The sequence below is a fragment of the Oceanidesulfovibrio marinus genome, assembly GCF_013085545.1.
Classification (GTDB): Bacteria; Desulfobacterota; Desulfovibrionia; order Desulfovibrionales; family Desulfovibrionaceae; genus Oceanidesulfovibrio; species Oceanidesulfovibrio marinus.
The window spans coordinates 3,435,171-3,460,482 of sequence record NZ_CP039543.1 but is presented as its reverse complement, the minus strand read 5'-3'; the positions used below and the strand labels follow the sequence as shown (position 1 = coordinate 3,460,482).

Annotated in this window: 22 protein-coding genes and 1 tRNA gene; 11 read left to right on the top strand and 12 right to left on the bottom strand. The window is 63.5% G+C overall.

From position 1 onward, the window contains the following. Nucleotides 1-61: 61 nt before the first annotated feature. A complete protein-coding gene (locus tag E8L03_RS15335) occupies nt 62-427 on the top strand; it encodes a sulfite exporter TauE/SafE family protein (protein WP_144234008.1) in 366 nt (121 codons plus the stop codon). A gap of 9 nt (nt 428-436) precedes the next feature. After that, the gene (locus E8L03_RS15330) at nt 437-907 is read left to right on the top strand and encodes an acyl-CoA thioesterase (protein WP_144234009.1); all 471 of its coding nucleotides are present in this window, start codon (nt 437-439) and stop codon (nt 905-907) included. Nucleotides 908-1,239: 332 nt separating this feature from the next. On the opposite strand, the gene E8L03_RS15325 is transcribed toward E8L03_RS15330, so the two are convergent. Further along, nucleotides 1,240-1,458: a hypothetical protein gene (locus tag E8L03_RS15325; RefSeq protein WP_144234010.1), complete on the bottom strand. Its 219-nt coding sequence runs from the start codon at nt 1,456-1,458 to the stop codon at nt 1,240-1,242. A 306-nt stretch (nt 1,459-1,764) separates the two neighbouring features. Here E8L03_RS15325 and E8L03_RS15320 point away from each other — a divergent pair, with 306 nt between their 5' ends. Beyond that, nucleotides 1,765-4,719 carry a DUF2339 domain-containing protein gene (locus E8L03_RS15320; RefSeq protein WP_171267802.1) on the top strand — a complete coding sequence of 985 codons (2,955 nt, stop codon included), beginning with the start codon at nt 1,765-1,767 and terminating at the stop codon, nt 4,717-4,719. Nucleotides 4,720-4,762: 43 nt separating this feature from the next. Here E8L03_RS15320 and E8L03_RS15315 read toward each other — a convergent pair. Continuing rightward, a tRNA-Leu gene (locus tag E8L03_RS15315) sits at nt 4,763-4,849 on the bottom strand. 140 nt (nt 4,850-4,989) lie between these two features. Here E8L03_RS15315 and E8L03_RS15310 point away from each other — a divergent pair. Genes E8L03_RS15310 through E8L03_RS15300 form a run of 3 tightly spaced genes read left to right on the top strand, consistent with a single transcriptional unit; the run spans nt 4,990 to nt 8,143 of the window. Next, nucleotides 4,990-5,931 carry a bifunctional riboflavin kinase/FAD synthetase gene (locus tag E8L03_RS15310; protein WP_144234012.1) on the top strand — a complete coding sequence of 314 codons (942 nt, stop codon included), beginning with the start codon at nt 4,990-4,992 and terminating at the stop codon, nt 5,929-5,931. 16 nt (nt 5,932-5,947) lie between these two features. After that, nucleotides 5,948-7,756: a chloride channel protein gene (locus tag E8L03_RS15305; RefSeq protein ID WP_144234013.1), complete on the top strand. Its 1,809-nt coding sequence runs from the start codon at nt 5,948-5,950 to the stop codon at nt 7,754-7,756. A 42-nt stretch (nt 7,757-7,798) separates the two neighbouring features. Then, nucleotides 7,799-8,143: a hypothetical protein gene (locus tag E8L03_RS15300; protein WP_171267801.1), complete on the top strand. Its 345-nt coding sequence runs from the start codon at nt 7,799-7,801 to the stop codon at nt 8,141-8,143. A 176-nt stretch (nt 8,144-8,319) separates the two neighbouring features. Here E8L03_RS15300 and E8L03_RS15295 read toward each other — a convergent pair whose 3' ends face one another. Both E8L03_RS15295 and E8L03_RS15290 read right to left on the bottom strand, forming a co-directional pair. Further along, nucleotides 8,320-9,081 (bottom strand): class I fructose-bisphosphate aldolase, encoded by a 762-nt coding sequence (locus E8L03_RS15295; protein WP_171267800.1) that lies wholly within the window; start codon nt 9,079-9,081, stop codon nt 8,320-8,322. A gap of 58 nt (nt 9,082-9,139) precedes the next feature. After that, nucleotides 9,140-10,432 (bottom strand): RsmB/NOP family class I SAM-dependent RNA methyltransferase, encoded by a 1,293-nt coding sequence (locus E8L03_RS15290; RefSeq protein ID WP_171267799.1) that lies wholly within the window; start codon nt 10,430-10,432, stop codon nt 9,140-9,142. A gap of 196 nt (nt 10,433-10,628) precedes the next feature. Between E8L03_RS15290 and E8L03_RS15285 the strand changes: the two genes are divergently transcribed. The 5 genes from E8L03_RS15285 (at nt 10,629) to E8L03_RS15265 (ending at nt 16,591) form a co-directional block, all read left to right on the top strand. Beyond that, nucleotides 10,629-12,341, top strand: coding sequence for an FG-GAP-like repeat-containing protein (locus tag E8L03_RS15285; RefSeq protein ID WP_171267798.1), 1,713 nt, complete (start codon nt 10,629-10,631; stop codon nt 12,339-12,341). Nucleotides 12,342-12,425: 84 nt separating this feature from the next. Then, nucleotides 12,426-13,298, top strand: a complete 873-nt coding sequence (locus tag E8L03_RS15280) for a branched-chain amino acid ABC transporter permease (RefSeq protein ID WP_144234018.1) — start codon at nt 12,426-12,428, stop codon at nt 13,296-13,298. Beyond that, a complete protein-coding gene (locus tag E8L03_RS15275) occupies nt 13,291-14,289 on the top strand; it encodes a branched-chain amino acid ABC transporter permease (RefSeq protein WP_244963539.1) in 999 nt (332 codons plus the stop codon). The genes E8L03_RS15280 and E8L03_RS15275 overlap by 8 nt, the downstream gene beginning before the upstream one ends. Before the next feature lie 61 nt (nt 14,290-14,350). Continuing rightward, nucleotides 14,351-15,520, top strand: coding sequence for an ABC transporter substrate-binding protein (locus E8L03_RS15270; RefSeq protein WP_171267797.1), 1,170 nt, complete (start codon nt 14,351-14,353; stop codon nt 15,518-15,520). Between the two features lie 60 nt (nt 15,521-15,580). Then, nucleotides 15,581-16,591, top strand: a complete 1,011-nt coding sequence (locus E8L03_RS15265; RefSeq protein WP_171267796.1) for an RluA family pseudouridine synthase — start codon at nt 15,581-15,583, stop codon at nt 16,589-16,591. Here the strand turns inward: E8L03_RS15265 and E8L03_RS15260 are convergent. The 8 genes from E8L03_RS15260 to E8L03_RS15225 form a co-directional block, all read right to left on the bottom strand. Continuing rightward, a complete protein-coding gene (locus E8L03_RS15260; protein WP_171267795.1) occupies nt 16,569-17,510 on the bottom strand; it encodes a sugar phosphate isomerase/epimerase family protein in 942 nt (313 codons plus the stop codon). The genes E8L03_RS15265 and E8L03_RS15260 overlap by 23 nt on opposite strands. 72 nt (nt 17,511-17,582) lie before the next feature. Beyond that, the gene (locus tag E8L03_RS15255; RefSeq protein WP_171267794.1) at nt 17,583-18,395 is read right to left on the bottom strand and encodes a RodZ family helix-turn-helix domain-containing protein; all 813 of its coding nucleotides are present in this window, start codon (nt 18,393-18,395) and stop codon (nt 17,583-17,585) included. 1 nt (nt 18,396) lies between these two features. Further along, nucleotides 18,397-19,665 (bottom strand): L,D-transpeptidase family protein, encoded by a 1,269-nt coding sequence (locus tag E8L03_RS15250; RefSeq protein WP_244963733.1) that lies wholly within the window; start codon nt 19,663-19,665, stop codon nt 18,397-18,399. Between the two features lie 471 nt (nt 19,666-20,136). Next, the gene (gene pyrE, locus E8L03_RS15245) at nt 20,137-20,742 is read right to left on the bottom strand and encodes an orotate phosphoribosyltransferase (protein WP_144234024.1); all 606 of its coding nucleotides are present in this window, start codon (nt 20,740-20,742) and stop codon (nt 20,137-20,139) included. Nucleotides 20,743-20,784: 42 nt separating this feature from the next. Further along, entirely contained in the window at nt 20,785-22,083 is a 1,299-nt protein-coding gene (gene purB, locus E8L03_RS15240) for an adenylosuccinate lyase (protein ID WP_144234025.1), read from the bottom strand. 84 nt (nt 22,084-22,167) lie between these two features. Then, nucleotides 22,168-22,539, bottom strand: coding sequence for an FmdB family zinc ribbon protein (locus E8L03_RS15235; protein ID WP_144234026.1), 372 nt, complete (start codon nt 22,537-22,539; stop codon nt 22,168-22,170). 545 nt (nt 22,540-23,084) lie between these two features. Continuing rightward, entirely contained in the window at nt 23,085-23,894 is an 810-nt protein-coding gene (gene larE / locus E8L03_RS15230; protein WP_144234027.1) for an ATP-dependent sacrificial sulfur transferase LarE, read from the bottom strand. Then, a complete protein-coding gene (locus tag E8L03_RS15225) occupies nt 23,894-25,102 on the bottom strand; it encodes a homocysteine biosynthesis protein (RefSeq protein WP_144234028.1) in 1,209 nt (402 codons plus the stop codon). The genes larE and E8L03_RS15225 overlap by 1 nt, the downstream gene beginning before the upstream one ends. Between the last annotated feature and the right edge of the window lie 210 nt (nt 25,103-25,312).

Sequence of the window (25,312 nt, the reverse complement as noted above, 5' to 3'; positions counted from 1 at the left end):
TTTCGAAGCCCCTGGCGCGCCGCCCCACGGCACCGCGTCCGGACACAGGAGAACGACAGCAATGACTTCCGTGACAGCATACCCCGTATATCTCCTCCTGGGCGCGATGGTCGGCGTTGCCGCGTCCTTCACGGGCCTGGGCGGAGGGTTCCTCATGGTGCCCATCCTGCTCTTTATGGGGTACACCGCGCAGAAGACCGTGGGCACGTCCCTGATGGCCACCATCATCATCGCCCTTTCGGCGGTGGTGGCCCACGGCAGGCTGGGCAATGTGGACTACAGGGTGGGCCTTCTCCTCGGCGTGGGCGGCCTTGTCGGCGCCCAGCTGGGAGCGCGCCTCGTGGAGCACGTGGACACCGCCATGTTCCAGAAAATTTTCGCCATGGTCCTCATCGTCCTGGCCATCTACATGTTCTTCAAAAAATAGGAGCCGGCCATGCAAGGAAAGCCGCCCAGCGCAAGCCGCATAACAATGTCCCATTTCATTCTGCCGGAGGACGCCAACCCCCTGGGGCATGGCCACGGCGGTGTGATACTCAAACATATCGACACCGCGGCCGGCATGGTGGCCATGCGCCACATGCGCGGCGTGGCCGTCACAGCCTCCATCGACCGCGTGGACTTCATCCGCCCCGTGTTCGTGGGCGAGCTGGTGCACCTGAAGGCCAACCTCAACGGCGTGGGCAAGACCTCCATGGAGGTGGGCGTGCGCGTGGAGGCGGAGAACCTCTACACCGGGGAGATCCGCTACACCAACTCGGCCTACCTGACCTTTGTGGCGCTCACCAGTGACGGCAAGCCGTGCGACGTGCCGCCGCTCATCCCCGAGACCCCGGATGACGAGCGCCGCCAGCTCGAAGCCATGGAGCGCCGCCAGATGCGCCTGACCCTGCGCAGCAGGGAGTAACGCGTGGAGCGCCGAGCTCAGGCGCGAATGCCTGTGGCCTGATCGTCAGCCCTTTGCATCACGCAGAAAGCCCCCGGTCCTCACGAGGAGGAGCGGGGGCTTTTGATTCGAAAGGAATGCGCTGCGCCGATTCTGATGCGCGTCATGCAAGGAAAGACGCTTTCTCTGGCGCGCGATAGGAAAGAGCCACTTCCGACAGACTGTTCAAAAACCACGGTGGCAAGGCGCAAGAAAAGTTCAAGGCCGACGCGTATGTTGAACTACGCGAGGATTTAAACTTTTTGAAGCAACGCAGCCAGCGTGGGAGTTGGGGCAGCCTGTCAAAACCCGTTCTACGCCTTGCCGGTCAGCCACCGCCACGCCTCGCGCAGCCTGGCCACCAGGCCGAAACGGCGGCCCAGGGAGGTGTAAATGAGCCGGGAGATCTCCAGGTACTCATCCATGCCCGGCACCTGAACCTCGTGTACCGCTACCGGCAGAACCTCCACCCGTACGGCAGGCGGCGCGTAATCGTAACGGCATGCGGGTATGACTTCCTGAAAGCCTTCCATGGCTCTTCCTCCTTGCATCCTGTGCTGACCGCGTCCATGCGCGGCAGGTTTTTCCTGGACGGCTCGCCGTGAGCCGTTGTCGGAACATTAAGCAAGGACGGTGCCAACTGCGAGCGGCACTGATTTCCGGTGCGGTGCATGGAATTGCAAACGAATGCACCGATCCTCCGAGACGGTGCGTTGACACCCGACCGCAGCAGCCGCCAATACCCCTCGCGTTTCAGCGTTATACAGCAGCATGCGATTGTGATAGAGCGTATCCAGGGAGATCATTGACGAAATACAACCTCAATCGTGCGAGGTCTCATGGATATCTGGGCATTCATCGCCACCTGCGTCGCCCTCCTGCTGCTGGCGTGCCTGATCGTCCCCTGGGTGAACTGGTACCGGATCAACAAAATGACCCGGCAACTCCAGAGCTTGACCGAACGCCTGGAGCGCCTGGCCGGGCGGATCGAGCAGGGCGCGGATATTGCGTCGGCAACGCCCGAAGCAGAGGTGACTGCGGTCCATGAAATCTCAGGCCCTGCTGCTAAGACGCCGGAGCCCGAACCGGACGCCATGCCCGATGCCGAGGCAGAGCCATCATTCTTCGAGGAGGCGACCGAACCGACCGCGCCCAGTATCCCTGGCGAGCCCCGCGAAGCAGAGCCCCTGACAGACGCCGAACCGGAGACAGCAGAGCCGGTGACAGCAGAACCGGCACCCTCGGAATCCGCATCCCCCAGTGCCCCCATTACAAAGGACGCGCCGGAGCCGCCCAGCGAGCGCATCTCCCAACCTGCCGCATCCGTGGACGACGTGCTCGACAAGCTCATCGTTTCCAAGTCCACGCCCTCATCCCAGCCTGGATCGCCCGAACACAAACCGCCGCAGGCAACAGCGCCAAAGCCCGAGCGCAAGCGCAAGGACATCGAGCAGCAGTTCGGCTCCCGCCTGTTCGTCTGGCTCGGCGGCATTGCCCTGGCTCTGGCCGGTTTCTTCCTGGTCAAGTACTCCATCGAGCAGGGACTGCTCAGCCCCACGGTGCGCGTCGTGCTCGGCGGTGTCTTCGGCCTCTGCCTGCTCTATGCGGCGGACATGGTACGCGGCAAACCCAACCTCGCTGACGGCGTGCGCATCTCCCAGGCATTGTCCGGCGCGGGCATCGCCGTGCTGTACGTCAGCCTGTTCGCGGCAACCACGCTGTACGACCTGCTGCCGTCCTACGTGGGCCTGGTGGGCATGGCCGCTGTCACGGCCGGCGCTGTGCTGCTCTCGCTGCGCTTCGGCCTGCCAATCGCCCTGCTCGGCCTGGTGGGCGGCTTTGTCACGCCGCTGCTGATCGGCTCCAGGCATCCGCAGGCCTCGGTACTGTTCATCTACCTCTTTCTGGTGGTGCTCGGGATGATGGCCGTGGTCCGCCGGCAGCGCTGGTGGGTGCTCTCCATCCCCACGGTGATCGGCGCGCTCGTCTGGGTCCTTGCCTGGCTGGTGAGCGAATTCACGCCGAGCGACTCCATCTGGCTCGGCCTGTTTCTCATCGCCGTAAGCGCCACCGTAGTCATCTCCTCGCACCGCCAGTACCTGGAGGGGGATACGGACCACCCGAACTGGTTCCGCATCACCTCCATCCTCAACTACCTGACCATGGCCGGAGCCCTGGGGCTGATGAGCCTCGTGGCCGACCAGGCCGACTACGGCCTGATGGAGTGGGGGTTGTACGGGCTCATTGCCATCGGCGGCATTGTCCTGGCCTTCCTCAACCAGCGGCTCTACGGGCTGGTGCCATGGATCGCCATGGCCGTGAACGCGGCAATGCTCGCCAGCTGGGGTGCGGCCGACGGTGTGGCCTTTGCCCAGACCCTGGGCCTGTTCGGCGCGCTCTACGTGGCCAGCGGGTATATATTGCAGTCTCGCAGCGAACGGCCGCTCATCTGGACCGGCCTCGTGGTGGCGTCGAGCATCGGCTACTACCTGCTGGCCTACTTCGAGCTGCGTAACACCTGGCTGTTCACGGATATTCCGCTGTTCTGGGGCGGGCTTGCCCTGGTTCTCTTCTGCCTGGCGGTATACGCGTTGCGGAACATCATTGTGGAGGTGCCGCGGGAGCATCCGCAGAAGCCGCACCTGCTGGCGCTGTACGCGGCCACGTGCACGGCTTTCCTCTCCATTGCGCTGTCCATCGAGCTGCCGCGGGAGTTCCTTTCCGTGGCCTTCTCGGCCGAGCTCTGCGCCATTGCCTGGCTCTACACCAGGCTGGAGATCAAGGCGCTGCGGCCCATCGCTGGCATCCTCGCCGGCGTGTTCGGCTTTTTGCTGCTGCCGCAGATTTTGCTGCTGGTGCAGCTCAGCGCGTACAGCCTGGTGGAGGTCAAGCTGGCCCTGCAGGAGGGTATTCCCATCGTGGACTGGCCGGCCTTCCAGCTCGGCGTGCCGGCCGTGTTCTTTGTGCTGTCCGCGTACCTGCTCCGCCGGCGCAAGGACGGCGTCCTGGTGCGCATCTTCGAGCTCTCCGCCATCGCGCTCATCGGGGTGATGGGCTACTACCTCACCCGCCACGTCTTCCACGTGGCCTCGGACGTGCTCTTTGTCAAAGCCGGATTCTTCGAGCGCGGCGTCATCACCAACATCCTCTTTGCCTACGGCATCGCCTGCCTGTGGATTGCAGAGCGGTACACGCGCCCGGCCGTCACCGTGGGCGGCATCGTGCTCTGCTGCGTGGCCGTGTTCCGGATCTGCTACTTCGACTGCATCACCTACAACCCGCTGTGGGCGTCGCAGAACGTGGGCGCCTACCCCATCGTTAACGCCCTGTTGCTGACGTACGGCCTGCCCATCCTCTGGACTTGGCGGGCCATGCAGTACGTACCGCGTGGCCGGTGGGACACGGCCCTCTACGGCTTCATGCTGCTGCTGGCGTTTCTGCTGATCTCCCTGGAGGTGCGGCAGGCGTACCAGGGCGAGCTCCTGAACGGCGGGCCAACCGGCAACGCCGAGGTCTACGCGTACTCCGTGGCCTGGCTGGTCTTCGGCATAGGGCTCCTGCTCTTCGGCGCGCTGCGCAAGGCGCGGGTGCTGCGTTTCGCTTCGCTGGTGGTGATGATCCTGGCCGTTGCCAAGGTCTTCCTCTACGACGCCTCGGAGCTGGAAGGGCTGTTCCGGGTGTTCTCGTTCTTCGGCCTGGGCCTCAGCCTGCTGGGCCTGAGCTGGTTCTACTCGAAGTACGTGTTTGGTGAGCGGGACTTGCTGGAGGGGCTGCGAAAAAAGGGCGATGAATAAAAAGAAAAGGCCTGCTCGAAATGAGCAGGCCTTCTCGGAAATTTGGTGCCGAAGGGGAGAGTCGAACTCCCACGCGGAAACCCGCACTAGACCCTGAACCTAGCGTGTCTACCAATTCCACCACTTCGGCAGCAGCGAAGGAGTGGTATCTAACGAGTCCGCTCAAAAATTGCAACCCCTTTTTTGAGGATTGCGTATTTTTCTCTCTTGAATGGTTCCGCGTATTGCGTTAACTTGCTTCGCTCGCCTACTCCCGCCAGGTTCCTATCTATGGAAATTGCTCGTCTCAAGCAGGAAATAACCCTCGACCTCACCAGAGGCACCGCTGCAACCATCGGCAATTTCGATGGCGTGCACAAGGGGCATGCCCGGCTCATCGAGCGCGTGCTGGCCAAAGCCCGCGCCCAGAACCTGGCCAGCGCGGTCATCACCTTCTGCCCTCATCCGCTGCAGGTGCTCATCGGCCCACACACCCCGCCGTTCATCACCATCCGCGAACAGAAGCTCGACCTCATCGAAGCCCTGGGCGTGGACCTGACCATGATGCTGGACTTCAACCGCGAGATGGCGGCCCTGTCCCCGCGCGAGTTCGTCCAGAAGTACCTCGTGGACTGGCTCAACGTGAAGGAGCTGGTGGTGGGCTACGACTACACCTTCGGCAAGGGGCGCCAGGGCAACTTTGCCATGCTCTCGGAGCTGGGCCGGGAGTTCGGCTTCAATGTCGAGCGCCTCGACCCCGTGATCATCAACGGCGCCATCGTGTCGTCAACGCGCATTCGCGACCTTATCAAAGCCGGCGACGTATTTGCCGTCCGGCCCTTGCTCGGCCGCTTCTATGTGGTGCGCGGCAACGTGGTCAGCGGCGAAAGCCGCGGCCGCCTGCTGGGCTTTCCCACGGCCAACCTCCAGCTGGAGAACGAAGTCACGCCCAAGAACGGCGTCTACGCCGTCTGGGCCCAGCTTGGAGACCGCATGCTGCCTGGCGTTGCAAATATCGGCTACAAACCGACCTTCGAGGGACGGCAGTTTTCCTTCGAGGTCCATATCCTCGATTTCGGGGAGGACATTTACGGCCAAGAGTTACGCGTCCATTTCGTGCAGTTCATCCGCCCGGAGCAGAAGTTCTCCGGCCCAGACGAGCTTATAGCGCGCATAAAGGAGGACGCAGCCTTGGCACGGCGCATTCTCGAATCGCCGGAAGCACAGTTGTGAAGGATAGGCTATTACGATGTTACCTGCCCAATTGAGGAGCCCCTGGCGCACCATTCTCCATTCCTACAAGAATGTTGACTACGTGCGATGGCTCACGCTGGGCATTCTGGTCGGCGTGTTTTCCGGCGTAGCCGCTGTTCTCTTCTTCATCAGCATCGAGTTCATCAAAACCTTCCTGCTGCACCACCTGGCCGGCATCGAGATGCCGGCGCTCGTCAACGAAGAAGTCTTCCATCTGCCAGCCGGCTCGTTCCGGCCCTGGCTCGTGCCCATCTTCACCACGGCCACCGGCCTCATCACCGGCCTGCTCGTCAGCAAGTTCATTCCCGAAACCGTGGACTCCGGCACCGACGGCACGGACGCGATGATCAAGTCCTTCCATCGCAACGAAGGCTATCTGCGTCCCATCGTGCCCATCATCAAGGGCGCCACGGCCGTGCTGACCATCGCCTCGGGCGGCTCGGCCGGCCGCGAGGGACCGATCTCCCAGATCGGCGCCGGCATCGGCTCGTTCCTCGCCAACAAGCTGAAGCTCTCGGTCAAGGAGCGGCGCATCCTGCTGCTGGCCGGCGCGGCCGGCGGCCTGGGCGCCATCTTCCGCGCGCCTCTGGGCGGCGCCATCACGGCCGTGGAGGTCATCTACATGGAGGACTTCGAGTCCGAGGCCATCCTGCCCTCGGTCCTTTCCTCTGTGGTGGCCTACACCATCTTCAGCTTCACCTTCGGCAACAAGCCCATCTTCGACATCCCGACATTCCACTTCAGAGACGGCCGCGAACTCATATTCTACGCTATCCTCGCCCTGTTCTGCACGGCCACGGGCTGGTTCTACATCAAGACCTTCCGCTTCCTGAAGTTCTCCATCTTCGGCAAGATCCGCGAGAAGGCCGGCATCACCGCAGCCATGACCATGGGTGGTCTGTGCATGGGCATGCTGGGCATGGCCGTGCCCCAGGTGCTCACCGGCGGCTACGGCTGGCTGCAGGAGGCCATCCTCGGCAACCTGCCCATCGCCATCATGCTGCTGGTCATTCTTACCAAGACCGTGGCCACATCCTTCACTCTGGGCTCCGGCATGAGCGGCGGCATGTTCGCCCCGGCCCTGTTCGTGGGCGGCGTCAGCGGCGGCGTTATCGGCAAGCTCGCGCACACCTACTTCCCGGACATCGCCACCCAGCCAGGCGGCTACGTGCTGGTGGGCATGGCCGCATTCTTCGCCTGCGTGGCGCACGCCCCCGTGGGTCCGCTGCTCATGGTCTGCGAGATCACCCAGGGCTACGGCCTGCTCGCGCCGCTCATGCTCGCCTCGGCGCTGTGCCTGGTCATGGGTCGCAAGCTCTTCCTCTACGACAACCAGGTGGACAACAAGTTCGAGTCGCCGGCGCACATCAAGGACGCCACCATCAACATCCTGGAGCAGCTCCAGGTGCGCGACTTCTTCCGCCCAGGCCGCGTGACCACCCTGGAAGAGGGCACCACGCTCAAGGCCCTGGTGGACATCATCGCCGGCACCAACGAGTTCTGCTTCCCGGTGAAAAACGAGGCCGGCGAGCTTACCGGCATCCTCACCATCCAGGACGTGCGCGAGGTCCTGTTCGAGGACTCGCTCTACGACGTCATCCTGGTCAAGGAGCTGGCGAGAAAGCCTATCGTCCTGTATCCTCATGACGACCTCTATCAGGCCCTGCTCTCGTTTGTGGATACGGACCTGGGCCAGCTGCCCGTGGTGGATCACCAGAAAGGCCACAAGGTCCTCGGCATGATCAACCGTGAGGACGTCTTCAAGGCTTACTCCCACACCATCAAGACACTCGAAGAAGAGTAGGTCTCCACCCCCGGGGCCTCGCTCTTCCGCAGGAGGCCCAGGATGCAGACCGGTTCAACCCCGTACAGAAAGGCCATCCGCAACGCCACGCTGGTGCTGGTCGCACTGGGCGTGGTGCTCTCCCTGTTCGTCTCGGGTATTTTTCAGGCAGGGGATTTTGCCAGCGCGTACTTCGCAGCCGGCGACTTCGCCTATGGCGTCTTTACCGCCGGCCACTTTGCTCTGGGAATCTACGCCATCGGCACCTTTGCCGTGGGCGTATTTTCGGTGGGAATCTTCTCCGTGGGCGTGTTCTCCACGGGCATCTTCTCGGTGGGTGTGTGGACCATGGGCTTCTTCCTGTACGGCCGCTACAAGAAGATGGGAGCCTTTCCGCCGCAACGCTGAGGATCAGACGGGGATCGCCTGACGCGACGAATAAGGAACGAGCGTCAGCTCACGCAGAGCGCACACGACACAGGCCATCCTGAGCGATACCAGGAAATCGCGATGCGCCGGGTACAACACATCGCCGGCCCATTACCGCCCCGATTTCTGAACCGGCAGCCTGAGCTCCCCCGGTGCTACTTCGCGCCGTGCACCCGCTCCGTGACCTTGGCCAGGGCCGCAATGGGGTCCGGGTGCTGAAAGATGTTGCGGCCCACGCACACGCCCGACGCGCCGGCCTCCAAGGCCTGCGAGATATCGTCCAGAACAATGTCCAGGCTCGCCTTGCGCGGTCCGCCCGTGACCAGCACCGGCACCGGGCAGGAGCGCGCCGCGCGGCCGAAGCTCTCGGACTCGCCGGAAAAGGGCACCGCCACCAGGTCCGCGCCCAGCTCGCCGCCCAGGCGGATGGAGTGGCCGATGAGCGCGGGGTCCAGCTCGTTCACTATCTGCCCGCCGCGGGCGTAGATCACGGCCATCACCGGCAGGCCCAGCTGATGCGCCTCGTCCGTCACCACACCGAGGTCGCCCAGCATGCGGTCTTCCAGATCGTTGCCCAGGTTCACGTGCACGCACACCGCGTCCGCCCCGGCGCGCAACGCCTCCGGCACGGAGCAAACCAGGCTCTTGTTGTACGTGGGCAGCCCATGCTTGGTGCCGCCGGAAAGCTGTATGACCAGGCCGACCCGCTGATCCACGTTGCCGCCCCAGGAGCGGGCCAGGCCTTTGTTCAGCACCACGCCCTGCGCCCGGCTGGAGCCGACCGCCCCCAGCATTTCCTGTATTTTCTCGATCCCGGGGATCATGCCGTCCGATGCACCGTGGTCCAGGCTCAGAATCACGCTCTTCCCGGATTCCGGGTCGAAGAGTCTGGCCCGCCGCCGTGTGGTTCCGATCATAGTCAGCTTTTTCCCGTAGAAGTGTTGGTTGTGTGAGTGAATGCGCCGCGGTGTCTGATTACTTTTCCGTCCAGAGCACGCGCCGGCCGTCGCCCTTGACCGCCAGCCAGCCAAGCGCCAACCCTCTGTAATACAGCGGCAGGGGTTTTGTCCGCGCCGGCGCATCCAGAAAATGGCCGCGGCCGGCCAGAAGATCTTCCAGCGGCTCTGTCTCCGTCACATTGAGGGCCTCCGCCCCTGGCGACGGCGACATGAGCGCACGGCAGCGAGATTGCACCCGAAAACCGCCGGCGGTCAAGCGGCCCAGGGCCATGCCCTGCCAACGCGTGCCCGGCCGCAGCATGGCCAGCACGGCGCGCGGCAAAAAGCGGACCTGGCCCTTGAAAGCCACCAGCTCCCCGGCCGGCAGGTGCTCGGCTCCGGGAACTTCGTCCACGTCCACGACTACGCCGCCCTTGCGCTCAAGGGCCTCCAGGGACGCGTTCACCGCGTCATCATCGTGCTCCGGAGCAGCCGCCGACCCGTTGCCCGGCTTGACCATCCGCGCCACAAAGTGGCCCTGCGCGGCCGAGAGCTCCCCGGCCACGCGCAGCACACCCGGCGTCTCGTCCAGCTCTGGCTCGTCAAAGGCGTATCCCGGCGGCGGCGCGATGGGATCGATGCGCATGCCGTACGTCTCCACGGCATGCAGCACCTGGGCCTCGTTCTCCTCCACGTTGGTGGTGCAGGTGGAGTAGACGAGCCGGCCACCCGGCGCGAGCACCCGGATCGCCTCCTTCAGCAGCTTGCGCTGCAAGGTCTTGAGCGGCTCCACCTTGTCGCCCTGCCACAGCTCGCGCACGCGGGGATGCTTCTCCGCCGTGCCCCAGCCGCTGCACGGCGGGTCCAGCAGTATGGCGTTCAGGCTGCCGTCCGGTATGGGCAGCTTCTCACCCGGCGAATCGAGGCTGGCCACGTTGGCCATGGAGAGGCGCAGGATATTTTGCCGCAGGGTGGCCAGGCGCTGGGGATTGGGCTCGTTGGCCATGACCACGCCGTCCGGTCCGGCGAGCTGCGCCAGAAAGGTGGACTTGCCGCCCGGGCTGGCGCACATGTCCAGCACGGTCTCGCCCGGCCGGGGGTCCAGAGCCAGCGGCGCAATGAACGATGCCGCGTCCTGGATGTAGAGCCGGCCGAACCGCGCTGCCAGGCTGGAGCCCAGGGCCGCCTCCCCGCCGGAAGCGCGCATCAGCAACGGGTGCGCCGGCAGCGGTTCCAACGTATACCCTTCGGCGGCCAGCAGCTCCAGCAGCATGGGCCGCTCCCATTCCTGACAGATGAGCCGGAAGCTCCGACCCTGATCTTCCAACATACGGAAATTCTTCCTTAAATTTTGTAAAGCTTCTGCCTGTTCAAGGCTTTGCGACTTTACCCGTTTGTTGTTATGGGATACACCTTCCCAGCGAGAACTCATCCATGCCGGACCAAGCGTACTCCCGGTCTCTCGACTTGGGAACCGCGCCTTTTTTTGAACACTCTCCCTGGCGCGCCAAATTCAAGGAGAACATATGCAATCGCATCGGACCTTCAGGGTCGCACTATTCGTATGCAGCTTCCTCATGCTGCTCAGCAGCCCGGCCTGGGCAAAGCAGGACACCTTCGCCGTGCTGCCGTTCGCGGTAAACGGCCCTTCCGAATACGCGTACCTGAGCGAAGGCATTCAGGACATGCTGACCACCCGCCTGCACTGGCAGGACAAGTTTGTCTCCGTGGACCGATCCAAGCTGGCGAACCTGCCCAGCCTCAAGGGTCTGGCCGAGGACAAGGCCGCACAGCTCAAGTCGCAGCTCGGCGTGGACTACCTCTTCTGGGGCAGCGCCACCATCATGGGCGACAGCATGAGCATCGACCTCAAGTCCATGGGACCCGAAGGGGCCATACAGACGCGCAGTGCTTCTGTAAAGAACGACCAGCTCATGCAGACGCTTGAGAACTTCTCCAAGCAGATCAACTCCGCCCTCTTCCAGACGGGCGGCCAGAACGTGGCGCAGGCGCCCCAGGGCGGCGGCCAGCAGCAGAACCAGGTCAACGCCATGAACCCCGGCCTGGTGCACAACGAGATCAACCAGAACACGCAGTTCTACCTGAACCCGCAGTTCCGCTACGCCGGCGACTCCTCCGGTTCGGGCCGCATCCGCTCCAGCACCCTGCCCTACTCCGCCAACAGCATGGTCATTGCGGATGGCGACGGCGACGGCCAGCAGGAGATCTTCATCATCAACGACGACGAGGTGCACGCCCTGCGCTTCGACGTCGAGAACAAGCTCCAGCCCCTGGCCTCCTACAAGCGCTCGCCCTCATTCCGCAACATCCACATCAACGCCTATGATGTGGACGGCGACGGCCAGCAGGAGATCATCGTGGCGGCCGTCCGCGTGAGCACCAAGGGCAAGGACAACACCTACGAGGTGTACGACGCCTCCTCCTACATCCTCAAGTACAGGGACAACAAGTTCACCGTACTGTTCGACAAGATCCCGTTCTTCATCAACGTGGTGACGAGGCCGCCCAGCTACGAGCCCGTGCTCATCGGCCAGAAGGAAGGCTCCCGCGAGCTCTTCGACACCGGCGTGTACGAAATGATCGAGGCCGGCGGCTCCTTCCAGCTTGGACCGCGGCTCCTTCTGCCCAAGGAAGCCAACGTCTTCAACTTCGTCTACCTGCCGCAGGAAGAGCGCTACAAGATCGTGGTCGTGGACAAGGATGACAAGCTGCGCGTGTACACCAACACCGGCGAGCAGCAGTCCCGTTCCGACAAGGTCTACTCCGGTTCCGGCATCGGCCTGACCGACCAGTTCGAGCCCATCGGCATCGAGGACGACCTGCTCCTGCGCGACCACTACTATGTCCCGCTGCGGATGATTCCCTTCAACCTGGATGGCGACGACCGCTCCGAGCTGCTCGTGAACCATCCCGTGTCGGTTGCCTCCATGTTCTTCGAGCGCTACCGCCACTTCCCCGAAGGCGAGATCCACGCCCTGTACTGGGACGGCGTGGGCATGAACCTGGTCTGGAAGACCCGCCGGATCAAGGGCTCCGTGGCCGACCTGGGCCTGAGCGACGTCAACAACGACGGCATCATCGACCTCGCCGTGCTGGTGAACAAGCACCCGGGCACCCTGGGTATGAACAAACGCCGCTCCCTGCTGCTCTTCTATCCCCTGGATACAAGCTCGCAGAACGGCTTGATAGACCAAGGATTCCGTACGGATTCCGAGTAGCTCGCAACAAGGCCGCTCTGGGGAACCGGGGCGGCCTTTCTCTCTGCACTCTTCCGGGCCGAGCCCGCGCTTGTTTCGGCACTCATGCTCCTTCTCTACCTCGCACAGACTATAAACTCGGGCCTGGCACTCGGCGCCGTGTACGGCCTCATGGCCCTGGGCTTCTCCCTGGTCTACAACTCGTCGCGCCTCATCAACTTCGCCCAGGGCGAGCTGCTGCTCCTTTCCGGTCTCGGTCTGTACAGCATGACCCAGGCCTTCTCCCTGAACCCGTTGCTGGCCATTGCCGCGGCCGGGCTCTGGGGGCTGATGCTGGGCGTGGTGCTCTACGCCACCACCCTCGGCTTCTCCCTGCGCAAGCATCCGCTCAAGCAGCTCATGCTCACCGTGGCCGCCAGCCTTACCTGGCAGGGCGCCGCCATCCTCGTGTGGGGCAAGAAACCCCTGATGCTGCCGCAGCTTTTGCCGCTCTCCTCGGTGCGGCTCGGCCCGCTCTTCTTCTCGCAGGACACCCTCACGGCGCTTATCCTGGCCATGGGCAGCGGAGCGCTGCTCTCGCTTTTCCTGCGCTACACCCGCTGGGGCCGCGCCATCCGCGCCGTGTCCATGAACCCGCTGGCCGCGACGCTGCAGGGCGTGAACCCCAAGAAGGCCTACGCCATGACCTTTGCCCTGGCCGGTCTGCTGGCCGCCCTGGCCGGCATGGCCGTAGGACCGCAGACCATGCTGCGCTACGACATGGGCCTGGGCATCGGGCTCAAGGGATTCGTGGCAGCCACCCTGGGCGGCTACTCGTCGTTGGGAAGAGTCTTCCTGGGCGGCATCGGCCTCGGCTTGCTGGAGGCGCTTTTGATCCTCACCCTTGGCGCAGAGATCAAGGAGGCCGTGACCTACTCCATCCTCATCGTCATTCTGATCCTCATGCCGCACAAAGAACGGGAGGCTGTCCGTGCCTGAGCTCGACATGACGCAGACGGCGCGCCTGCCCAACCCGGACGCCCTTTCCAGAGAGGCGGCCCCGGCCGCCGCATTCTTCGTCCCCCTGGCGGTGCTGGGCCTGCTGCTGCCGTCCTACTCCCTGCTGGCCGTGAACCAGCACCTCCTGCTGGCGGTCAATGTGCTGGCGCTCAACTTCTGCCTGGGCTTGGGCGGCCAGGCGTCCCTGGCGCAGGGCGCATTCTGCGGCATGGGTGCCTACCTCTCCACCCTCACCGTAAGCGCCTGGCCCGAGGGCGCAGCGATCCTTCTGCCCATCATCGTAGCCGTGGTCTTCGTGACCGGCGCGCTCATCTCCTACCCTATGGAGGCCTTGGGCGAGGGCTTTCTGGCCATGGCCACCCTCGGCATCAGCCTGATCTTCACCAATGTGGTGCACAGCCTGCCGGAGCTTACCGGCGGCGGCGAGGGCATGGTGCTCCACGAGCCCATCGCGCTGCCCATTATCGGCGCGCTGCAGGGAGACCGGTTGCACTACTTCCTGCTGCTGGCCCTGCTGGCTGTAGGCGTCTATCTCTATGTTTGCATGCGCGGCAGCCGACTGGGCCGCGCTTTGATGGCCTGCCGCGAGGATTCTCTGGCCGCCGCGGCCTGCGGCGTGAGCCGTCCGCGCGTTCGGGCCATGGCCTTCGGGCTGGGCGCCGCGCTCTCGGCCGTGGCCGGTGCGCTGTACGCCCACTATGCCGGCTTCATCAGCCCCAACCAGTTCGACCTGCACCTCTCGCTCAAGGCGCTGCTCTTCCTGGTCATCGGCGGCCCGGGCAGGCTGTACCCGCCGCTCCTCGCCGTGCTTCTGCTGGAGACGGCCCTGTCCGAGGCGCAGATTCTGGGTGAGGCGCGGACCCTGGCCCACGGCCTGCTACTGGCCGCCGCCCTGCTTTTCGATCCGGAACGCCGCCTGCCCGGACTGGAGTCCCTTGTTCCCCGGACCCTGCGGCGCAGGATCTCCTGACAACCCGACACTTTCCCTTCGCTTGCCAGTGTGTTACGTAGCCGCCACGGAGGTACGATCAATGCTGTTCAAGAAAATACTCATCACCTGCATGCTATGCCTGCTCACCGCGGGCACCGTAGATTCTGCGGATATTCAACCTATCAAGATCGGTGGCCTTTTTGCAGAATCCGGCAAGGTCGCCTTTGTCGGCACAGCCAGCCGGCTCGTCGCCGAGATGACGCTCAAGGAAATCAACGACAACGGCGGCATCCTCGGCCGGCCCGTCAAGATGGTGGTCTACGACACCGAGTCCGATCCCAACGTGGCGCTGCGCATGGCGCGCGAGCTGGTGGAAAAAGACGACGTGCTCGCCATTATCGGCCCTACCTCCACCGGGTCCGGCATGGCCATCAAGAAATATACGGAAGAGCAGGGCATCCCCACCATCATGACCGTGGGCGGCGACCCGGTTATCGCCGGCGGCAAGTTCGGCCCGTACACGTGGACCTTCAAGGTGCCGCAGCGTTCCTCCGTAGCGGTCCGCAAGATCTACCAGTACCTCCAGTCCAAGGGCGTCAGCTCCGTCGCGTTGCTGACCGCCACTGACGGCTTCGGCCAGGACGGCCTGCGCCATCTCAAGTCCCTGGCCGGCGAGTACGGCATGACCGTGACGGCCGAAGAGACCATGGACCCGCAGGCCATGGACTTTTCCGCCCAGGCCTTCAAGCTTTCCATGGCCCAGCCCCAGGCCGTGATCATCTGGACCATCGGCCCGGCAGGCGCCGTGGCCACCAAGAACTTCTCCAACCTGCCCGGCGAGAAACCGCTGCTGGTGCAGTGCCACGGCCAGCCCGGTCCCAAGTTCCTGGAGCTTGCCGGCCAGGCCGCCGAAGGCGTGGTCATGCCCGGCACCAAGATCATGGCACCCGGCTACCTTGCTGACGACGATCCGCAGAAGCCCGTCATCCTGAAGTTTATCGACGACTACACCGCCCAGGGCTACGACAAGGAGTTCCCGCTGAACACGCACTCCGGCTACGCCTTTGACGCCATCACGCTGCTCAAGGCTGGCCTGGAGAAGGCTGGCACGCCTGAGCGCGCGGCCCTGCGCGATTCGCTGGAGCAGCTCCAGGGCGTTGTGGGCGTCTCCGGCGTCTTCTCCCTGACCCCCGAAGACCACAACGGTCTGGGCACCGATTCCATGATGGTGCTTGAAGTAAAGGACGGCGCCTACCGCCCCGCCGAGTAGGCAACGCGAAACAATATGGTACCGAGCCCCGGTCCCAGTCGCTGGGGCCGGGGTTTTTCTATGGATGCACCCGAGGAAAGACAGCCGCACAAGCCGCTGCTGGAAGTAAGCGCCGACGAGGCCGGCCAGAAGCTCTTCCAGTTTCTGATCCGCCGCACCGATCTGCCCGGCGGCGCCGTGATGAAGCTCGTCCGCACGGGCCAGGTGCGCGTGGACGGCAAGCGGTCCAAGCCCTACGACCGTCTGGCCCAGGGCAGCATGGTGCGCATTCCGCCCAGGTTGGCGGAAGAGCTCCAGAACGCCAGCGCTCAGGCCCCAGATACCGCTGATACCGCTGCTGCCCCCGATAGCGTTGGCGCGTCGCATTCTCCGCCCCTCGTCATCATTGCCAAGGGCGAAGACGGTATTCTCGCCATAGACAAGCCTGCCGGTCTGCCCACCCACGGCGGCACCGGCCACACGGACAGCATCGCCTCCCGACTATCCGCCATGCTGCCAGAGGCGTCCTTTGCTCCCACGCCGGCGCACAGGCTGGACAAGGACACCTCGGGCGTCCTGCTGGCCGCAACCTCGTATACCGCGCTCACGGCCCTGCAGCAGGCCTTTCAGACGCGAACCGTGGAGAAGCGCTATCTGGCGTGGGTGTCCGGGAAGTTCCCGTCCGGCGGGCCGTACAGCCTGGAGGACTCCCTGGCCAAGTCCGGCCGCCCGGGATCGCAGAAGATGCACACCGACGCTTCGGACGGCAAACGCGCCGTCAGCCACGTACGGCTTGTCCGCAGTACGAAAAACGCCAGCCTGGTGGAGGTCCGCCTGCTCACGGGCAGGACCCATCAAATCCGCTTGCAGCTCGCCTCGCGCGGCTTTCCGCTGATCGGGGATGTGAAGTACGGCGGACCCGGCGGCAGCCCTCTGCTGCTCCACGCCTGGCGCATCGCCTTTCCTGCTGACGTCCTGCCCGGCCACGGTGCGCAGGAGTACGTCTCCCTGCCGTGCTGGCCGGAGCCCTACGCCGTCATGTCCCGACCCGACGAATGGCCGCGGACGCCTACGGCTCCATGGAGCTTCTGAGGTCATCGCCCTGCCGCCGGCCGGCCGGAACGCACCTGCTGTACATCAGAGAACCGAAGATGTCCTGGCGCGAACGTAGGTAGGACAGGCTGGCGCGCAGAGCCGCCTCACCGCGGGGCTCCAGCGTGCAGCCCGGCATGATGCCGAGCCGCCGGAGGCAGCCGGTGAGCTGATGCCAGGGGATGTTGCCCGTGCCCACCCCGAGGTGGAGATCGCCCGTGCCGTCGTTGTCATGGAGATGGAGGTGGCGGATGTACGGGGCGAGCACCTTGAGCCAGCGGTCCATGTCCCGGCGGCCGCTGCCCCGCGAAAAGCTGTTCCAGTGTCCGGCGTCGAAGCAGATGCCCACCTTCTTGCTGTGCAGGATGGTCACGAGGTCGCGCAAGGGCTCCGGGTCCAGCTCGTATGTGTTCTCGATGTGCAGGGGTGGATGGTTGTGCCACTGCCGCAAGAGCTCAAGCCAGGTCTCCTTGGATCGCCCCAGGTACTCCTCGTACTCGTCTTCCTTGTGCTGCCCCGGGTCGAACCCGGAGTGGGCGATGAGGTGCGAGGGCGAGAGCAGTGAGGCGAACTCGATGGCGCGCTCCAGGCTCTGCCTGGTTCCAAGAAGGATATTGTTGTCGAGGCTGGCGGGATGGAGATCAAGGAAGGGAAGATGGACCGCGCATTCAAGCCCGTTGTCCTCCAGCCGCGCGGCGAGGCCGCGGCACCAGGCCAGCCCCAAGCGCTGGCCCGTGTGCGCATCAATGCCTATCTCGGGCATCAGCGTGGGCGGCGCCACCGTGGAGTCGCCATCGATATCGTCGCTGCAATCCGGTGCAGACGAGTCGCGGGAGGCGAGCATCGGCTCGGACATGACCTTGTCGAACAAAATCCTGGCTTCGAGAAATCCTTCGAGCCAGTTCGGATCGACGGCCATCCGCCTGAGGGGCAATGCGAGGAAGCAATACATACCCGGCAATATACAGCAAGAGCCGGCCGGGCGAAACGTCTATGAGGAGAGAATGTCCGGGAGGTGGTAGACCTTGCTGAAGACAAGCTCGCCGGCTTTGTTGGTTACCTTGACCAACAGCCCGTATGTCTTGTCTTTTTCCAACCCATCCGGCGTCTTGAACGTCACATTGATGGTCTTGAAGCGCTGGATGGTGAAGTCGAGCGCCTCCTTGGGCGCATCGATGGGACGGATCGCGCCCTCCTGGTCCACGAGCGCCAGGGAGACCATGCCGGAAAGGACGCCGCGGTCTTTCTCGTTCCGGATCAGGAAATGGATAGCGTAGCCGTCGCCGGTCTCCTTCAGGTTCAGCTCGTTGATGGCGGTCTCGCCCTTATCCAGGCCCTGCATGAGCTCGACCGGCGTGACGTGCTCGTATGGGGATACCGCCGCCGTGGGCGTTGCATTGGCTTCGGGCGTGGCGTTGGCCTCCGTCGCAACGGTCTCGGTGGGCGTGGCGTTGGCCTGCTCGGTTGCGCGCACAGCCGCAGTGGCGTTCACGCCGGTTGCGTTGTCCTCCGCCGTGGCGTTGTCAGGCAGCGTCTGGTGCTCCATGACCATACGCTCCATGTTGCGCAGCCTCTCCAGCTCCACATCCTGAGTCTGGATCTCCTCCTGCAGCGCCTGGTTGGTGGCGCTTACATCGAGGTACTTGTTCCAGTACTTCAGCCCGAGATAGATGCCCCCGGCCGAAACAAGGATCAGGAAAATAAATGAATAGATCGCGAACCTGAACCAGATGGAGCTCATCCGGTAACGACGTACGTGATCGTCATCCCGCATCAGGATGACGCTGTATTTCTTCCCACCCATTCTACAGGACTCTCCAGTCCTCGCTGAGAATGCGCCAGCCCTTCTTGGTAGGGGCGACGACCAAAGTCTTCAATCCCAGGTCGGAATAATTTCCCGCAGCTTCGTACTTCTGCCTGAACCTGATCTGAACCCCCCGCGGATCCAGAGACACGTTCATATCCTTGATGGAAATGCGCTGCGGAGGCTGGTCACGCCAGACGACCTGCTTGTGCTCGCGGATCGCTTCGATGCCGCGGCGTCCCCCCTGATTGGCGTTCTTGTCGTAATACTGCGCGTAGGCATCGAGATCGCCGCGCTCCCACGAGGAGCGCCAGGCATCCACAAACCCGTTCATTTCCGTTGTCACCCGCTGCAGGTACTCTTTCTCCAGCTTTTGGGCCAAGGCGGCGTCCCCTTCAAGGAACTCCTTGCCCACAATGCGTAGCGCGCCATCGGCCTCCTTTTGCCAATACAGCCGTTTGACGCCCGCGCTCGTCAGATTCGGGGACCGGTAGTACTGTGAAAACACCGTCACCCAGTAATCGGGTCCGGGCAGGACGATCACGTCGTTGGCGGCGACCTGAATCCAGTCCAGATGGTGAAACAGGGACTCCTTGTGCTGGCGGAACGCCGCGAAGGTGGTTCCCTGCGCCTTGGTGAACTTCTCCGAATCGTAGAAATCAAAAAACTTGTCGGACTGCGCCTGCCAGGCCAGAGCCCACTGCTTGACCAGGACCTCCAGGTTCTCCGGAGCCGGGGCATTTGAATCACCGGGATTCCATTCCAGATCCTCGGCAATGATGACGGGCAGACCGATGTCGAGGTCGTTTTCCAGCCTGGACATGTCCGGGTTGTACAAAGCAACGCACCCCTTGGTCTCGCGCGGGGTCACGGCATGGCCGCGGCCATGAATCCAGATGCCGGAGCCAGTCTTGCCCTTGAGCCTGTCCACGGGGTTGGGAAAATTGAGCGTGTAGGCGAGCTTGCCATACAGATCAGGGTCCAGACCGCTGTCCAGCCGGCGCTCGGTAAAGTAGACGCCCTCTGGAGTGCGCAAGTCACCCTCGATGAACTTGTCGCCGGTCATCTCGCCCGTGGTACAGACAAAGCTCTGCTTGACGGCGAGCGGACTTCTCTGCTGGAAAAGATACAGTTGCTGATTTTTTTTGCTGACGCCAATGAGAAGCGGCGGGCCAGCGGAATGACCGCTGATGTGGGCATCCCATCCCACTTTGGCCGCCTGAACGCCCGAATCGCCTGCAGCAGCAATTCCGGGGGCGGACAGGATCATCAAAAGAGCCAGAAGAACTGCGAAAACGCGCACAGTCTCCTCCTTACGGCGATTCCGCTACGTTGCTCGGCAGCGGACGGCCCAACCCCGGAAGCCGAAGTCCGGGCCTGGTCCTTTTCATAGTGTTACTCAATCGCAGGCTCCCCATTCCAGCACGAACCGTGCCAAAGGCTCTGTTCGACTGACATCAAATCCGAGCGCTGTCCCCCCGGTCAGCTGTTTCGGTTCTGCTTACCTCTCGGAAAATTTGCTATTTTCTTAACACCACAAAAATTCGTGCTCCTGCGCCCGCACTGGAGCTTCCGGCTCATTCCTGGTTATACTAAATTCAATTATATCAGATTAATACTTCCAGGGTCAAGAGTTCTCGGCACTTTCTCTACATTTTCTGTAAAAAATACGGATGTTACATCCAGGGCGTTGTGTAGACTCTCACGTATCCCACACCCCGAATATTGTCCATAGAGTAGATTAGCCGCGGCCTGCGGCCTTCAGCAGCGAGGATCGGGTGAACAAGCTGACCAAATGATACCCGGCCTGGGCAATGGCCTCGGCGCCGCCTTCTTGACGGTCCAGCACGCTGACAATGCCTGCAACCCGGAGCCCGGCCGCGGCGACGCGTTCGCACGCTGTAAGCAGGGTTCCGCCCGTGGTCACCACGTCCTCCAGCATCACCACCGGCGCGCCAGTCGGGAAGTTGGCAAGCCCCTCCAGATATTGATCCGTGCCATGGCCCTTGGGTTTCTTGCGCACGATGAAGGCGGGCAGCGGACGGGCGTTCACCCGGCCGGCCAGCACCTCGGCATGAGACAGCACGCTCACGGCGGAAACCAGCGGATCGGCGCCCAACGTCATGCCGCCGACGCCGTGGATCGACTCGCCCATGGCCAGCACCTCGGCCAGCAGCAGCTTGCCGAGCAGATAGCCGCCCTCGGGATGCAGGGCGGTCTGCTTGCAGTCGAAGTAGTAGTCGCTCTTGCGGCCGGAGGTGAGCGTGAAGTCGCCCTCGCGATACGATTTCTCGATCAGCAGTGCGGCCAGGCGCTCGCGTCTGGACTCTTTGGAGTCGATGTTCACGAAGGCTCCTTCGTCAGTAATTTGTTGCGGGCAGCGGCTCGATCAGGAGCGACCGAAGACGCGTTTGAAGATCAAATCCTCATGGCGGAGGAAATAGCCGGGATCAAAGGCGGCGTCCAGGGCCTCAGGCGTCAGCTTGCCGCAGATCTCCTCGTCGCCGCGCACGAACGTCTCGAAGGAGCGGCCCTCCTCCCAGGCGCGCATGGCCTGGCGCTGCACCAGCACGTACGCTTCCTGGCGGTCCATGCCCGCCTCCACCAGCGCCAGCAGCACGCGCTGGGAGTACACCAGCCCGTAAGAGCGCTCCATGTTGCGCAGCATGTTCTCCGGCTTGATCACCAGCCGGTCCAGCACGCCGCGCATGCGGGCAAGGGCGTAGTCCATGAGAATGGTGCTGTCCGGCATGATCACGCGCTCCACCGAGGAGTGGCTGATGTCGCGCTCGTGCCAGAGGGCCTGGTCCTCCATGGAGGCCAGGGAGTTGGAGCGCACCAGGCGCATAAGGCCGGTCAGGTTCTCGGCGGAAATGGGGTTCTTCTTGTGCGGCATGGCCGAGGAGCCCTTCTGCCCCTTGGCGAATCCTTCCTCGGCTTCCAGGACCTCGGTGCGCTGCAGATGGCGCAGCTCCACGGCGAGGCGCTCCAGACCGCCGGCGGCAACGCCCAGGGCCGTGAAGAAGTGGGCGTAGCGGTCGCGCTGCACAATCTGCGTGGACACGGGGTCCACGGCCAGACCCAGACGCTCGCAGGCGATGCGCTCCACCTCGGGGTCGAGGTTGGCGTACGTGCCCACGGCGCCGGAGATCTTGCCCACGCGCACGGACTCCCGCGCGCTGGCCAAGCGCTCGCGGTGGCGCGTGAACTCGGCGTAGTACCCGGCCATCTTGAGGCCGAAGCTGGTGGGCTCGGCGTGGATGCCGTGGGTGCGGCCCATGCAGAGCACGGACTTGTGCTTGAAGGCGAGCTCTTCCAGAGTCTCCAGGAGCAGGCCCATGTCCTCGTCCACCTTGGCGCCGGCCCGCATGAGCAACAGGGCGTTAGCCGTGTCCACGATGTCGGAGGAGGTGCAGCCCAGATGGATAAAGCGCGCGGCCGGGCCGACTTTTTCCTCCAGCGCGGTGAGGAATGCGATGACGTCGTGGCGGGTGGTCTCCTCGATCTCGAGGATGCGATCCACGTCGATGGCGGATTTCTCGCGGATGTCGCGCATGGCGTCCGCGGGGATGCGGCCGAGTTCGTGCCAGCCCTCGCAGATGGCGATCTCCACTTCGAGCCAGGCTTTGAACTTGTTTTCAAGGCTCCAGAGCGCAGCCATCTCGGGACGTGTGTAGCGTTCGATCATCGGTGGTCTTCCTGAAGGTATGGACCTGAAAAAAATGGGCAGCCGTGTGCGGGCTGCCCAGGGACTGCATGAAATTTCGCGGCGTTACGCCTGCGCCGATCCGGAGGACTTGGCGGCAGGCTTGCTCTCGGCCGGCTTGGACTTGGAAGCCGTGGTCTTGGCGTCGGACTTGGACGCGCCGGATGAGCCGTTGGAATCGGCCTTCTTGCCGGACGTGCCATTGCCGTTGCCGGAGGAGCCGTTACCAGACGAGCCGTTACCGGACGAGCTGGACTTGCGGTCGCAGTAGTCAGTGACGTACCAGCCGGAGCCCTTGAGGATGAACGAGGTATTGGAGATGATGCGTTCGGAGTTGTGGCCGCAGACCGGGCAGTTGACCTTCTTTTCGTCGAAGTTTTTCTGCCACTCCTCGAAAATTTGTCCGCAATCCTCGCAACGATATTCATAAATAGGCATGACGAGCCTCCACGATGGAATAGTGAAATCTCGAAATAAATCGGACGACAACACTGCAAGTAAGCAGCGAACCGGTGCTTGTCAACGCACCGGGAGGCGAGCTTTTCCTGCCGCGCGTATGCGCACGGGGCAGGTCAGCAGCAAGGCGTGGAATCCGAGCGTGCGTCCTGGAACAGGCCGTCAGCGGGAAGGCGCGCTTCCTGCGCCTGACGGCCGGGTGCGATACCCGGCCGGGAAACGACCTGCAGGGAAAAACGGGCGGAAGGCCGACTAGGATTTGGCCTGCTTGGCTTCCTTGATGCGCTCTTTGAGGCGCTCTTTGCGGCGATGACGCTTGCGATCGAGCTCTTTAGCGCGCTCATGCTTCTTGTGACGGGACATAGTCAGCTCCTTCAGTATAGTGTCGCGCCGGACCCGCAAAGTGGCGCAGGGGCGGCGCATGTGTGAAAGTCCGTAGGTATCGGCAGGACTGCCGAGATCAGCGGAAAGAGTCCGAATAATAAAACTGGAAATAATTGTCCAGCGCGAGAATAGGCACCGCGGACTTATTTGTCCTTGTTTCTGTCGAAAAAGCCCGAGAGCCTGGTGGTGAACACCACGCCCACGTCCTCGAACCCTTCCTCCACCAACCGCGCCATGGCCCAGTCGCGGATGGCGTACCACGTGGCCGCCTCCTCCCGGGCTATGTGCAGGGCGGCGCCGGAGCGCGTTACCCGCAGCCGGAACTGGCGTAACCCCATGCGGCAAAGCGCATCCTCGGCCAGGCCCAGCCGAGCCAGGCACTCCTCGGACGGCGGGATGCCGTACTCCAGTCGGGTGAGCAGGCATGGCCGCGACGGCTGGTTGGGCCGTTCCAGCTTGGTCAGCCGCGCCGCCGCGCGGATGTCGTCCTTGGTCATGCCGGCCAGCACGAAGGGGCTCTGCACATCGAGCTCCAGCAGGGCCTGCCTGCCAGGACGGTACTCCTCCGTATCCGAGACATTGCTGCCGTCCAGCAGGTACGGAATGGAGCGCTCGTTGGCCAGGTAGCGCGCCTTGGAGAAGCACGCAGTCTTGCAGTAGTAGCAGCGCAGCCGGCAGTTGGCGTAGACCTTGGGATTGCTCACCGGATTGAACGAGAGCACGTGGTAGGGCTGGCCGCTGTCGTGGAGCCAGGCGCGCGCCCAGGACGCATCCGAGGGGCTCACATGCACGCCGCGGAAAAACACCGCCTCCACGTCGTGCTCCCACTCCCAACACAGGTGGGCGAGCAGCCTGCTGTCCAGACCGCCGGACACGGCAAGCAGCGCGGGAGTCAGATCATCCATGACGCCGCGCAGGCGGTCGAGCTTTTCGTTGAGCGCTGCCAGCTGCATCAGGATGACGGCAACAGCTCCTGCGGAGCTGTCAGGGTGAAGCCTTTTTCGAGAATCCAGCTCTTGAGCGTCTCGGCCACTTCAAGCGAGAGCATGTAGCTCGTCATGGGCACGGTCTGCACCTTCTTGCCCATCAGCTCTATCTGGCCGCTCTTGAGATCGGCGTAGCTCACCTCTGCCAGCACCCGGGGCGAACCCTTGGGGTAGTCCTCGCCGTAATCCTTCACCGGCATGATGATGTCCTCATCCGAGACGCCGGTGTACCAGGCGATCTCCTCGTTGAGCACGGGGATGGGCACGCCCAGCCCCACTGCCAGGGAGCAGCCGTAGCCCAGCATGGAGACGCCGCGCAGGAAGCGGCCGTCCATGTTCTTCATCTCCCCGCGCACCATCATGGTGCCGGCGGGCCGGGTGGGAACGCCCCGCTCCGTGCGCGGCGGGGACGGGTTGTGCTGCGTGCCAGGACCCAGCACCCAGCCCACGCCGCCGCCCAGGAATATCTTGGTGCCCAGGCCGATGGTTTTGAACAGGGGATCGTTGAAAAGCGGCGAGAGACAGCCGGCCGTGGCGAAGTTCGCATTGCGCACGCCCGGCTTGAGCGGCCCCATGTATGTGTAGATGATCTTGTCGTCCAGGTTCACGGCCACGTTGTAGTTCTGGTAGCCATTGCGCGGGTTGAGAAGCTGCGCAAAGGGCAGATCCTCCAGCGTCACGTCCAGCTCCAGAGAGCGGCGGGGGTAGCAGTCCGTGCCGTAGGACGAGGCCGTGATGTGCACCGAGCGGCCGCGGACCAGGTCCTCGATGACGTGGCCGCCGCCGTACTTGAACTCGCCGGGGTAGACCTTGTTCAGCGGATCGTCCAGGGAGGTCTCGGTGGCGCCCAGGTAGCAGTCCACGGCGGCGATGCCGGCGTAGGCCGGCACATCGTTGACCGTCATCTGGGAGACGCGCATGGACTCCCCGCGCTGGCCGATGTTGAAGAGCATGCCCGAGGAGCACATGGGCGAGAACGTGCCGGTGGTGACGACGTCCACCTCCTTGGCCGCCTCCACCTTGCCCATCTCGGACACGGCTTTGGTCATCTCTTCGGCCGTCAGGACAACGGCCTTGCCTTTGCGAATTCGTTCGTTGATCGAGTCGAGGGTCTTGTTGACGACGTGTTCTTCGGACACGTGAGCCTCCGGTTGCACAGACTGACTTGGATGCATGAATGTAAACGGCTGCGACTGCGGGAGACGCCTCTCTACATGGTTTGTCCCCCAAGGAAAAGCCCTGGCTGAAAACCTTTGTTCAGGGCATCGAAACCGCGCGCAGCGCCTTGACTTTTGCTCGGCGTGTTTGACTCTCATAGTAAGGGGATGTGGACCCGTCAATGCACTCGACGGGTCTGGCGGCGCAAGCAGATTCATTGACATCCC